The sequence below is a fragment of the Pseudoalteromonas sp. P1-7a genome (genome assembly GCF_001401855.1).
GTDB lineage: Bacteria > Pseudomonadota > Gammaproteobacteria > Enterobacterales > Alteromonadaceae > Pseudoalteromonas.
Map to the genome: position 1 here is coordinate 1 of NZ_LKDU01000001.1, position 12114 is coordinate 12114.

The 12114-nt window shown below is 40.2% G+C and carries 10 protein-coding genes; 6 read left to right on the plus strand and 4 right to left on the minus strand.

Annotation, left to right across the window (positions count from 1 at the left end):
• Window positions 1-289 precede the first annotated feature (289 nt).
• On the minus strand, window positions 290-991 hold the full coding sequence (deoD, locus tag AN389_RS00010; RefSeq protein ID WP_055018945.1) for a purine-nucleoside phosphorylase: 702 nt from the start codon (window positions 989-991) through the stop codon (window positions 290-292).
• Window positions 992-1007: 16 nt separating this feature from the next.
• Window positions 1008-2225 carry a phosphopentomutase gene (locus AN389_RS00015; RefSeq protein ID WP_055013476.1) on the minus strand — a complete coding sequence of 406 codons (1218 nt, stop codon included), beginning with the start codon at window positions 2223-2225 and terminating at the stop codon, window positions 1008-1010.
• A 195-nt stretch (window positions 2226-2420) separates the two neighbouring features.
• On the opposite strand from AN389_RS00015, the gene udk reads away from it, so the two are divergent.
• The 3 genes from udk to AN389_RS00030 all read left to right on the plus strand — a co-directional run bounded on the left by udk (window position 2421) and on the right by AN389_RS00030 (window position 5451).
• Complete coding sequence (gene udk / locus AN389_RS00020) at window positions 2421-3050, plus strand: uridine kinase (protein WP_004587190.1); 630 nt, start codon at window positions 2421-2423, stop codon at window positions 3048-3050.
• Between the two features lie 17 nt (window positions 3051-3067).
• A complete protein-coding gene (locus AN389_RS00025; protein WP_055013477.1) occupies window positions 3068-4291 on the plus strand; it encodes a NupC/NupG family nucleoside CNT transporter in 1224 nt (407 codons plus the stop codon).
• Window positions 4292-4737: 446 nt separating this feature from the next.
• Window positions 4738-5451 (plus strand): ABC transporter substrate-binding protein, encoded by a 714-nt coding sequence (locus AN389_RS00030; RefSeq protein ID WP_055013478.1) that lies wholly within the window; start codon window positions 4738-4740, stop codon window positions 5449-5451.
• Between the two features lie 15 nt (window positions 5452-5466).
• Here the strand turns inward: AN389_RS00030 and AN389_RS00035 are convergent, their stop codons facing one another.
• Together AN389_RS00035 and AN389_RS00040 are read right to left on the minus strand one after the other, a co-directional pair.
• Window positions 5467-6168, minus strand: coding sequence for an ABC transporter substrate-binding protein (locus AN389_RS00035; protein ID WP_055013479.1), 702 nt, complete (start codon window positions 6166-6168; stop codon window positions 5467-5469).
• 176 nt (window positions 6169-6344) lie between these two features.
• Window positions 6345-6554: a cold-shock protein gene (locus AN389_RS00040; protein ID WP_004587186.1), complete on the minus strand. Its 210-nt coding sequence runs from the start codon at window positions 6552-6554 to the stop codon at window positions 6345-6347.
• A gap of 745 nt (window positions 6555-7299) precedes the next feature.
• Between AN389_RS00040 and AN389_RS00045 the strand changes: the two genes are divergently transcribed.
• The 3 genes from AN389_RS00045 (at window position 7300) to AN389_RS00055 (ending at window position 12023) form a co-directional block, all read left to right on the plus strand.
• On the plus strand, window positions 7300-9096 hold the full coding sequence (locus tag AN389_RS00045) for a glycoside hydrolase family 3 protein (RefSeq protein WP_055017137.1): 1797 nt from the start codon (window positions 7300-7302) through the stop codon (window positions 9094-9096).
• Window positions 9097-9115: 19 nt separating this feature from the next.
• Window positions 9116-9847 carry a 5-oxoprolinase subunit PxpA gene (locus tag AN389_RS00050; protein ID WP_055013480.1) on the plus strand — a complete coding sequence of 244 codons (732 nt, stop codon included), beginning with the start codon at window positions 9116-9118 and terminating at the stop codon, window positions 9845-9847.
• A 139-nt stretch (window positions 9848-9986) separates the two neighbouring features.
• On the plus strand, window positions 9987-12023 hold the full coding sequence (locus AN389_RS00055) for a S9 family peptidase (protein WP_055018946.1): 2037 nt from the start codon (window positions 9987-9989) through the stop codon (window positions 12021-12023).
• The last annotated feature ends 91 nt before the right edge of the window (window positions 12024-12114 follow it).

A 12114-nucleotide genomic window follows, 5' to 3' on the forward strand; every position in this document is an offset into this window, starting at 1 on the left:
AAAGCAACGCTTTTACCTAAGTGTAAACCCCTTTGCCAAAGCCATGAGAAGCTGCGCTTCTAACGTGAGCAAGCTCAACGTCTACAAGTAAAATTAACGCCGGAGCAAAACCCAGCCCTGTAGACGCGCAGCTTGCTGGCGTTTTAAAAGCAACGCTTTTATAGGCATAAAAAAAGCCGCATAAAATGCGGCTTTGGGGGTTTAGTCTCACTTCACTTTGGGCGTGTCTCCAAAACTTAGTGAATACGTTACCAAGGAACTGTTTGCTAATTTAATAAAATTACGTTTATTAAATAGACTCTAATGCAATTTTAACCATTTCGTTAAACGTGCTTTGGCGCTCATCGGCTGGTGTTGCTTCACCAGTGATCACGTGGTCACTTACCGTGAATAATGCCATTGCATTTGCACCGTACTCTGCTGCTACACCGTATAAACCGGCTGTTTCCATATCAACAGCAAGTACTCCTAGTTTATCTAGGTCTTTGTAAAATGTGTCGTCAGCTTGGTAGAAAGTATCGGTAGTAAATACGTTACCTACCTTTGCTTTTATACCTAGCTCTTTAGCGGCGTTAACACCGTTTAAAAGTAGGTCAAAGTTAGCAATTGCTGAAAAATCGTAACCACGAACACGTGCACGGTTTACGTTTGAGTCGGTGCTTGCACCTTGTGCAAAAATTACGTCGCGAATTTTAATATCTGTACCAATACCACCACAGGTGCCAATACGGATAATATTTTTTACGCCAAAGCTTACAATTAACTCACGCGCATAAATAGACATAGATGGTATGCCCATGCCCGAACCCATTATACTTACCGGTTTACCTTTGTATGTGCCTGTAAAGCCGTACATGTTACGTACACCAGTTACTTGTACTGCATCATCTAAAAAGTTTTCAGCAATGTACTGTGCACGAAGCGGATCGCCCGGCATTAATACTGTTTCAGCAAAGTCACCAACGTTTGCACTAATATGCGGAGTACTCATTAATTGTTTTTCCTTTTTATTTAGGCGCGTTAAGCTTATTTAAAAAGCCGTCGCCGTATTCAAGTGCAGGTAAGTTAAACCACTGTGCAAGGGTTTGACCTATATCTGCAAAGCTATTGCGCTCGCCAAGCGGGGTATTTTGCATGCCCGGTTGATAAGCTATAACTGGTACATATTCGCGGGTGTGCTCAGAACCTGGAAAGGTTGGGTCACAGCCGTGATCTGCAGTGATCATTAATACATCATCTGCATTTAATTGGTTTAGTATAGTTGGTAAGTAATCGTCAAATTCTTTTAATGCTTTTGCATAACCAACTGGGTTACGACGGTGGCCAAACTTTTCGTCAAAATCAACTAAATTGGTAAAAATTAAGCTGTTGTCTGGCGCGTTTGCTAATACTTCGCTGCTTTTTTCAAGCAAATTCATTAGCCCTGGGGCTTTATGTTTTTGCGTAATACCTTGGTGTGCATATATATCAGCAATTTTACCAATGCTTATTACTTCACCACCGTGTTTAGATAACACATCTAACAATGTTGGCGACGGCGGCAATACAGAATAATCACGACGATTACCTGTGCGAGCAAAGTCTGCATTGCTTGTGCCTAAAAATGGCCTAGCTATAACACGACCTATATTTAGCTTGTCGAGTAATTCGCGGGCAATTTCACAAATTTCGTAAAGTCGCTCTAGACCAAATGACTCTTCGTGAGCAGCTATTTGAAATACGCTATCTGCAGAGGTATAACAAATTGGCTTACCTGATTTTACGTGCTCTTCACCAAGTTGCTCTAAAATGGTGGTGCCTGATGCATGGCAGTTGCCTAAAATACCAGGAATACCCGTGCGGGCTATAAACTCATCTACAAATTCTTGTGGGAAACTCGGCTGTGTTTTAGGGAAGTAACCCCAATCAAATAACACGGGTACGCCGGCCATTTCCCAATGCCCTGAAGGCGTATCTTTACCGCTTGAAAGCTCTTTTGCATAACCCCATGCACCTTGTGATGCTTGACGGTCAGAAACTAAACACGTTTCGCCACCTGCTGCCTCACAGGCATCAATTAAACCTAATTTAGATAAATTAGGTAACGATAACGCTTTTCCTGTTTCGTCGTGGTATGCTTTTAACAAGTGGGCAAGTGTATTTGCTCCAACATCACCAAATTTGTCTGCATCGGGTGCTGCGCCTATACCTAGGCTGTCTGCCATTAAGATGATTGCTCTTGCCATGTTGACCTCACTTTGCTTCTAGGTGGTTACTTTATCCGCTGAACGAATTTTCCGTACAGGACATAAGTCCTGTTTCATAAAAGCTAAACATTATAAATTTGCGTTCTTAAGCAAAGCAAAAGAGATTATTCGTGTCTTTTTTGCTATTGTGATCAACCAAACAACTTTTCCTTTTCTGTGTGGGTGAGAACTTTAGTGACACGAACTATTATAGCTATTGCTGGCGCATCGGCGTCGGGCAAATCTCTTTTTAGCCAAACTATTTACAATGAGTTGGTTAATGAGCTTGAACCAGGCGCTATCGCCATTATTGAAGAAGATGCTTATTACAAGGATCAGTCGCATTTGCCTATGGAACACCGTACGCAAACTAACTACGACCATCCTGATGCATTTGAACATGAGTTAATGCTAGAACATTTAACTCAACTTCGTAGTGGTAACTCTGTCGAAGTACCTACTTATGATTATGCACAACACACACGAAGCGATGAAACTCGCCGCGTTGCTGCAGCTAAAATTTTAATAGTAGAAGGTATTTTATTATTAAGTGATAAAGCACTTAATAAAGAATTTGATATTAAGGTGTTTATAGATACCCCCCTTGATATTTGCTTAATGCGTCGTATGCAACGAGACATGGAAAAAAGAGGTAGAACATTACAATCTGTTGTTGAGCAATATCAAGCAACTGTTAGACCGATGTTTTATCAATTTATTGAGCCTTCAAAGCATAACGCTGATTTGGTTGTGACTCGAGGCGGTATGAACCGCGTTGCGATTGATATTATTAAAAGTAAAATTAAGTATTTACTACAAGAATAATAACGGGAAACATCTGTATGACAACATTTATGAGCTTAGTAGGCATGTTTGTACTACTAAGTATTGCTTTTGCGGCGTCGACTAATCGCAAAGCAATAAACTTACGCACCGTAGCGATAGCCTTTGCTATGCAAGTAGTTATTGGTGGGTTTGTACTGTTTTTTGAAGCAGGCAAAAATGTGTTAGCAAGTATGTCTAGTGCCGTTTCTTCGGTTATTAGTTTTGCAAACGATGGGATTGGATTTTTATTTGGCCCACTTGCTTCGCAAGACACGCTAGGTTTTATTTTTGCTATTCAAGTTTTACCGGTCATTGTGTTTTTCTCAGCACTTGTTGCTGTGCTTTATCACATTGGCATTATGGATTGGATAATTAAAATTTTGGGCGGCGGTTTACAAAAATTATTGAAAACCTCGCGCACAGAATCGCTCTCAGCAACGGCTAATATATTTGTAGGCCAAACTGAAGCACCTTTAATCGTTAAGCCGTTTATAGCAACCATGACTAAGTCTGAGTTGTTTGCAGTAATGGTAGGTGGCTTAGCCACGGTAGCAGGCTCTGTAATGGCAGGTTACGTAATAATTGGTGTAGAGCTTAAGTATTTAATTGCCGCTAGCTTTATGGCTGCACCAGGTGGGTTTTTAATGGCCAAAATGATTGTGCCAGAAACCGAAACACCTAAAGATACGCTCGCAGAGTTAGATAGCGATGAAGACAAGCCTGTTAATGTTATTGATGCAGCAGCATCAGGCGCAGCTAACGGCATGCATTTAGCGCTAAATGTGGGCGCAATGCTATTAGCTTTCGTAGCATTAATAGCGTTATTAAACGGCTTATTAGGCGGAATTGGAGGGTGGTTTGACTATCCTACTCTAACGCTACAAGAGATTTTAGGTTATGTATTTGCCCCTGTTGCATGGTTACTTGGCGTACCATGGGATGAGGCAATCATAGCAGGTAGTTTTATTGGTCAAAAGTTAGTAGTAAATGAGTTTGTTGCTTACTTAGACTTTATAAATTATCGCGATACGTTAAGTGCGCACACTCAAGCAATTGTAACATTTGCCTTGTGTGGGTTTGCTAATCTATCGTCGATAGCTATTTTACTAGGTGGATTAGGCGGTATGGCGCCTAGTCGGCGAAAGGATATCGCACGCTTAGGGCTCAGAGCAGTGTTAGCAGGATCTATGGCTAACCTTATGAGCGCAGCAATTGCTGGGTTTTTCCTCTCGCTAGCTTAGAAACTTAATGAGATGAACACCGGTGTTGCAAAACAAGAAGATAGTACTTTAAGGGGTTAAAGCACTATCTGACTTGAACGATACTTCACCAAGGGCCGCAAGGCCCTTTTATCGTTTTAGGGCTATTAAAAACTTACTCCTTTTAGTTAAATAAGCACTAGCCTTTGTCCCTCCCTCAACGAGCTGTTTACTCAAACACCCGTAATAAATAAGCTTTTTTTCATAAATCCTTTTAATTATTGGTAAATTTGCAATCTTAGACCACACTTAGTAGTAATTTTTTGCTGTAACGTTGCCGCATCTTTTGCACATAAGTGGCGTGTGTTTTTGCTTATGAGCTATTAGTCACAAAACTATCAAAAAAATAAAACCTATTTACTTTTTGCTATGTGATGGCCAGCTAAGCGTTGTATTCGTTATTGAACACTATGAGATGAACTTAATTAATGCGTGTAATTGTATCTTTATTGCTGTTTTTTTCTTTTTTTAGCTTTGCTTCATCTAAGCAAATTTTAGTCGTTACGGAGCTTTCACCACCGCATCAAACCCTCGTTAATGGAGAGGTGTCAGGCTCTGGCACTGCGTTCATACGCGACATTTTTAAAGCTGCTGGCTTATCTCCCGACATTCATATGTACCCTTGGGCGCGTGCTTATAAATTAGCAACAACAGTCGATAATACATTTATATATAGCCTCGCCAGAACCCCAGAACGAGAGGCTAAGTTTCACTGGATAGGCGGCCCAGTAGGTCATTTTGAACTAGGATTTATTAGCTTAAGTAGTCGCTCAGACATAAGTATTTCAACAACTGAGGATGCTAAAAAATATAAAATTGCGATGCAGCGCAACGATTTTGCAACAGATACGTTATCGAAAATAGGCTTTGAGGTGGTACTAACCTCTGACATAAAAAAATCATATGCGCTGTTGTTAGCAAACAAAGTCGACTTAATTGTAGATGATAAAAACTTTATGGTTAAAATGGTAGAGTACTTAGGCTATGAAAAAAACCATTTAAGCTTTCTTTATAAAGTGGATGAATTAACCATTAATGCATACTTAGCCGCCAACATAAATACTGATCTAAAATATATAAAGGCCCTTAATGAAGCCTATTTTGAGGTAGTAAAAACAACGCCCCTACCCTATGATATTTAGCCTTAACTAGCTTAATTATTTTTCATAGGGGGCCATAAAATATGCCAGTCCTCGCTGTTGCACAAGCTTGTTATACGCAATTTCAAAGCGCTTAGTAACCTCTAAAGGCACTTGTTTATTAAACGCCAAATAGTTATCTTTTAGAGAAGGCGGAACAGGCAGCTCATACAGTTGTTCAACATTACTTAGCGATAAACCATATGCCTTAAGTTGGTTATTAACGACTTGCTCCGATCCTATAATTAAATCTAACCTCTTTTTTATAAATAGCTCAATGTACTCTTGCTCTTGTGCCACCACCAAGAGGTTTTTGCCGCGTTCAAAACCCGCCTTTTCGACTAGGGTGCTATATATATCTCCTCTAACAATACCTAAAGTATAACTTTTAAGCTCGCTCAAACTAGCGCTCTGTACTTGATTGTTACCAGCCAATTTATAAAAGTAGGTTTTACCTGAAACTAATGGCCCTAACCAATTGAATACACTTACCCGGTTTTCATGTTTAGCTACAGAAAATATTGCTGAGTGGGGGTCTAACGATACAGACTTCATAGCACGCGCAAAGGGCTGCACTCTAAATGTGCATTCTATGTTTGCGTCAATGCATAATGTATTTACGATATCAAAATTTACACCAGTCAAAACACCTTCATCGTTTAAAAAGTTATAGGGTGCAAAATGATCAGTATATATAGTTAGCTTAAAGCTATTTGCCAAAACAGGTTGTATGCAAAATATAAAAAGAAGTGAAAGTAAGGCTTTTAAAATAACAACACCACAATAAATATAATAAATTTTTATAAAAGAATAGGTGTTTAGGTAGGACAGTCAAATTTTAGGCACAAAAAAAGCGCCTTACGCGCTTTTTTTTATTTTTACTTTAACAGTAAAAATTATAACGGAGTGATGTTATCCGCTTGAGGACCTTTTTGACCTTGTGAAAGAGTGAACTCTACACGTTGGCCTTCAGCTAAAGTTTTGAAACCTTCGCTTTTGATTGCTGAGAAGTGTGCAAAAACGTCTGGGCCGTTTTCTTGCTCGATGAAACCAAAACCTTTAGACTCGTTAAACCACTTAACTGTACCTGATACGATGTTAGACATTGTAATATCCTGATATAAAAATAAAAAATATGCTCGTAAGAGCGGGTGTAGCAAAAAATGAGATGGTACTTAAAAACTTCAGGACGGTACTACAAGTATTACTTATACAACAACGAAATAAAGATTTATAAACTATCATGCTTTCTTTCTAGCTGCGGCCCACTATATAGAGTTAACTATTTATGTCAAGCCTTTATGGTAATACAATTAATAAATAGTGCTTGGGCTTTGCTATAAATAGCCTCGCAACTAACCTGAAACCTAACCACAGCAAGGCTTTTGTAGTTAACGTGCTTATTTAAACTGCACACTATTAAATTCTCAGCTTTTTATCATCCCCTTTGCAGAGCCCCTATTTATAAGCATACCCACCATTGGAAATAACATCACCCTCACCTGCCACGTTTAATTGCGCCAAAACCTATGTACGTTAGCGCCTTTGTAACATCCACTGCATGCGTTAAAAGTGTATTGTTACCAAACGGTGTAAATATATACTGTGGCTTAAGCAAAGTGCATTACTACTTACTCCAAAAACACTTTAGCTGTACATGTTGGTACAAACTAAAAATCTGTATTCAGCAATGATACACGCCCAATAAATTACCCTGCTCATACAAGCAGCTGCACTTTGCAGTTGTATAAAAAAGTAGATAAGCTACTGGTACTTATCTATTTAGCGCTGGAGTGTGTTTTGCTAAATAAATGCTTTATTTCGTCTGTTGTTTTTTTATCTGGGTGTTTAATGCCATTACAATCTTCTTTTGCTAAGCCTACTCTGTCTCTTGAGCAACAACTGGGGCAAAAACTAATACTCGATTTACGCTATTTTTGCCAACAAGGGTCAAGCAAACAATGTAGAACACCGGTTACGTCTCTCCCTGATGAACTAGCAGCGGCCATTACAAAGCATAATATTGGTGGGGTAATTTTATTTTCTGAAAACACCCAATCTATTGAGCAAACCATTAACCTTAATAGCCAATTACAAAATGCTGCTAGCAAGTCGAGCTCTAAACTGCCGTTATTTATTTCAATAGATCAAGAAGGCGGGCGCGTTGCTAGACTGCCTCGCGACGTGGCCACCTCATTTACTGGTAACATGTCTATTGGGGCTACATATGAAAAGCACGGTACAAAATACGCGACGCAAATAGCGACGGTTATAGCAAAAGAACTTAAATCTTTAGGTATTAATGTTAACTATGCTCCCACCGTAGATGTAAACATGAACCCAGATAACCCTGTAATTAATGTACGCTCATTTGGTGAAAATCCAGCTTTAGTCAGTAAGCTTGGCGCAGCCCAAGTTGCAGGGTACGAAAATAATGGGGTAATAACGTCGTTAAAGCACTTCCCAGGGCACGGCGATACCAACGTAGATAGCCATACAGGTTTGCCACAAGTTAACCATTCTAAAGAAGAAATTTACCAGCAAGATCTCGCTCCATTTAAGGATATTATTGCTACGCAAAACCCGGGGATGATTATGACGGCGCATATTCAATACCCACAGCTCGATAGCAGTACATTTGTTAGTACTAAAGGCAAAAGTATGATTAAGCCTGCCACTATGTCGCGTACTATCATTACTGATATTTTACGAGGCGAGTTAAATTATCAAGGCGTAGTTGTTACCGACGCACTCGATATGGCTGGCATTAGCGATTTTTTCACTCCTACCCAAGCGGTAATTAATACTTTTGCAGCAGGCGTAGATTTAGCCCTCATGCCCATAGAAATAAGAACACCGGATGATTTAAACGCACTAGACGAACTCATGGATGAACTAATCGCAGCGGTTAACAGCAACCAGCTAAATAAAAACGAAGTGGCTCAATCGGCTGCGCGTATAACAACGTTAAAAAATAAGTTTAAATTAACGACCAAGTTAGACCCATTAAGCTCGTTAGCTAAAGCAAAAAATATTATTGGCTCTAAAGCTCATCGAAAAATAGAAGCTGAGCTTGCCGTAAACGCCATTACCGAGGTTAAAAATAACAATAACGCATTACCCCTTAATTTAACTAAAGGGCAGCATGTACATATTATTATGCCCGACACACGAAAATGCATGGCTATGCAGCAAGCACTTAGCGCCACAAGTTCAATTACGCTTAAATATAGTTGCAGCAGTTTGCAAGGCTTTGACCCAGTAAAAGCACATAACTTAATTAAAAACGCAGATATTGTTATCGCGGGCAACGCCACACCAAACCAAAGTGCAGTAGAGATTGGCGGAATGGATGATTTAAAAGACAATCCTCGCTTTGCGCTCAATACGGCAGAGCAACCTAAAGCGCTGGCATCTTTACTGGATATTGCAGCATCTGTGAATAAAAAAACAATTTTTATAAGCTTACGTGCCCCCTACGACATAGCGCAGTTTGGCAGCAAAGCTGATGCAGTGCTTGCTTCTTATGCGTACAATATAGATACAGATAAAAACAATGCGGTTGCAGGGCCTGCATTTACAGCGCTAGCAAAGGTATTGTTGGGTAATGTACCGGCTCACGGCGTGCTGCCTGTTACCATAAAATAATAAAAACAAGGGATATAAAATGAAACTTAATTGCGATTTAGGCGAGAGCTTTGGCGCATGGAAAATGGGGTTAGATGATGAGGTAATGCCTCATATTGATATGGCGAATATTGCTTGTGGGTTTCATGCTGGTGACTCAGATGTCATCGCTGATACATTATATTTAGCAAAGCAGCATAACGTTCAAATAGGTGCGCATCCAAGTTATCCCGACCAACAAGGTTTTGGTAGGCGCTCTATGGCGCTGAGTGCGCAAGAACTGACTAATTGCTTACATTACCAAATTGCTGCCCTTGATGGCATGGCCAAAGTGCAAGGCTTAACACTTAGCTATGTTAAGCCACATGGTGCTTTGTATAACGATATGATGAAAAACGATCATATTTTACAAACGGTTATTACAGCCGTTGCGCACTACCCGTCGCCATTAAAGCTCATGCTATTAGCCACTAAAGACTCTGCTAAACACTCTTTAGCCGCAAACAGCTTAGGCGTTGAGCTAATTTTAGAAGCCTTTGCCGACAGGCAATACACAGACGAAGGACACTTAGTATCTCGCCACCTTGAGGGCAGTGTTCACGATAAACCAGCGCTTTTAGCGCAAGTAAAACAGCTTTTAAACGACGGCACAGTCACTACCCGCTCAGGTAGTACACTTAATTTAAACGCTAACAGCTTATGTGTACATGGCGACAACGCAGCCGGTATTGCACTTATTAAAGAAATTAAATCCCTGTGTGAATTAACTTAATAACTCATACTTTTGAGCTGTAAAGCCCCTTTACAGCTTCAACTCGTAGTTACAAATTATTGTTTCACCGCATTGCGCTTTTCATCCTTTCCCTGCTGACATATAACTATGTATACAAAAAACACAACAGGGAATACAAATGAAGACGCTTATAGCACTTAGTTTAAGTAGCAGTTTATTACTAGCTAGTAGTCAGTTAGCTTTTGCAAAGGACAACACATTACAGCTACAAGATGTGTTTAATCTTGAATATGCCAATCAAATTGATATAACCGACGATGGTAAAACGGTGTACTTTGTACGTAATCGGATGGATATAAAAACCGACCGTAAAGTCAGTAATATTTGGTCAGTTGATTATAAAACCAAACAACTACAGCCGCTTACCTCTGGCGTTCATATGGATCACTCCCCTGTTCTTTCACCTGATGGCCAGCGCCTTGCATTTATATCTAACCGCGATGGTAGCAGCCAAATTTATATAAAGTGGCTTAAAACAGGTGCTTTAGCAAAAATAAGTAACCTAACCAGCAACCCACGTGCAATTACTTGGAGCCCTAATTCTAATCAACTTATTTTTAGTATGTTTGTGCCAAGTAGCAGTGCCGCCCCTGTAAGCTTGCCTGGTAAGCCTAAAGGCGCGATGTGGGCCGAACCAGCAAAATTTATAGACGATGTTTACTACCGAGCCGACGGTGGAGGCTACACACAAAAAGGCTATAATCAATTATTTGCTATAGATGCCAACGGCGGTAATGCAAAGCAGCTTACACACGATAAGTTTGATAATGCGGGTGAAGTAAGTTTCAGTAAAAACGGTAAAGCCCTTTATTTTTCTGCCAATCGCCATGAACAAAATCAATTAAAACCAATCAACAGTGAAATATACCAACTTAATTTAACCACCCTAGACATCAAGGCCATTACCAACCGCAATGGGCCAGATCAACAACCTAAAGTATCTCCCGATGGGCGTTACTTAGCGTATACAGGGTATGACGATAAACGTACTAATTACGAAAACACGCAACTTTATATTCGCGATTTAAAGTCTGGTAAAACAACAAGCCTAACCCCTAACTTTGATAGAAGCGTGGGACAAATTAAATGGAGTGCTAATTCTAAAGGGGTTTACTTTAGCTACGCAGATGAAGGTCAAACCACCCTTGCTTATCAGCCTCGCAGTGGCAACCGTAAAGTGATCACTGAGCAAATTGGTAGTGTTGCTTTTGGCCGCCCCTACTCAGGTGGTGACTTTGATATAAGCGAAGATGGCGACATTGCTTTTACACTTGCCGATACTCAGCGCCCTGCAGATATAGCCACTATAAAACGCGGTAAAGTTCAGCGCCTCACCACACTCAATGCCGATGCACTAGGCGATAAACAACTGGCAAAAGTAGAAGAAATTTGGCTTAAATCAAGCCACGACCAATTACCGATTCAAGGCTGGGTAGCTTACCCACCAGGCTTTGATAAATCAAAAAAATACCCACTGGTACTAGAAATTCACGGCGGCCCTGTGGCTAACTACGGCCCTCATTTTAGTACCGAGGTGCAATTATTTGCAGCCAAAGGTAACGTGGTTTTATACATGAATCCTCGTGGCAGCGATTCATACGGTAAAGCCTTTGCGCAGACAATTCATCATAATTATCCAAGTAACGATTTTGACGATTTAATGACCGGTGTTGATGCGCTAATAGCAAAAGGCTTTATTGACGAGTCTAAACTATTTGTTACCGGTGGCTCGGGCGGTGGTGTATTAACCGCATGGATTGTAGGTCACACTGATAGGTTTGCCGCTGCCGTAGTTGCAAAACCTGTTATTAATTGGATCAGTTTTGTACTAACTGCCGATTTCTATCCATTCTTCGCTGATTACTGGTTTCCGGGTAAGCCTTGGGATCATATGGAGCATTACATGAAACGCTCTCCTATTAGTTATGTAGGGAACGTAACAACTCCCACTATGCTTTTAACAGGTGAGTCTGATTACCGTACTCCAATTTCAGAAACCGAGCAATTTTACCAAGCTCTTAAGCTCCAAGGTGTTGATACTGCGATGGTACGTATACCTAATGCCTCGCATGGAATTACAGCTCGCCCTTCTAATTTAATGACCAAAGTCGCTTATATCCAATGGTGGTTTGATAAACATACAAACAAAAAGTAAGTACTGTGACTAAATTTAATATTAGCCACCTCTGCGTGGCTAATATTTTGCTAAAACTGTAAACCCCCTTTACAGTTTTAATCTTTAACCA

Coding starts and splice junctions, on each gene's coding strand:
- deoD (WP_055018945.1), bottom strand. CDS start 991: ATGAGTACTCCGCATATTAGTGCAAACGTTGGTGACTTTGCTGAAACA.
- AN389_RS00015 (WP_055013476.1), bottom strand. CDS start 2,225: ATGGCAAGAGCAATCATCTTAATGGCAGACAGCCTAGGTATAGGCGCA.
- AN389_RS00025 (WP_055013477.1), top strand. CDS start 3,068: ATGACAACATTTATGAGCTTAGTAGGCATGTTTGTACTACTAAGTATT.
- AN389_RS00030 (WP_055013478.1), top strand. CDS start 4,738: ATGCGTGTAATTGTATCTTTATTGCTGTTTTTTTCTTTTTTTAGCTTT.
- AN389_RS00040 (WP_004587186.1), bottom strand. CDS start 6,554: ATGTCTAACATCGTATCAGGTACAGTTAAGTGGTTTAACGAGTCTAAA.
- AN389_RS00045 (WP_055017137.1), top strand. CDS start 7,300: ATGCCATTACAATCTTCTTTTGCTAAGCCTACTCTGTCTCTTGAGCAA.
- AN389_RS00050 (WP_055013480.1), top strand. CDS start 9,116: ATGAAACTTAATTGCGATTTAGGCGAGAGCTTTGGCGCATGGAAAATG.
- AN389_RS00055 (WP_055018946.1), top strand. CDS start 9,987: ATGAAGACGCTTATAGCACTTAGTTTAAGTAGCAGTTTATTACTAGCT.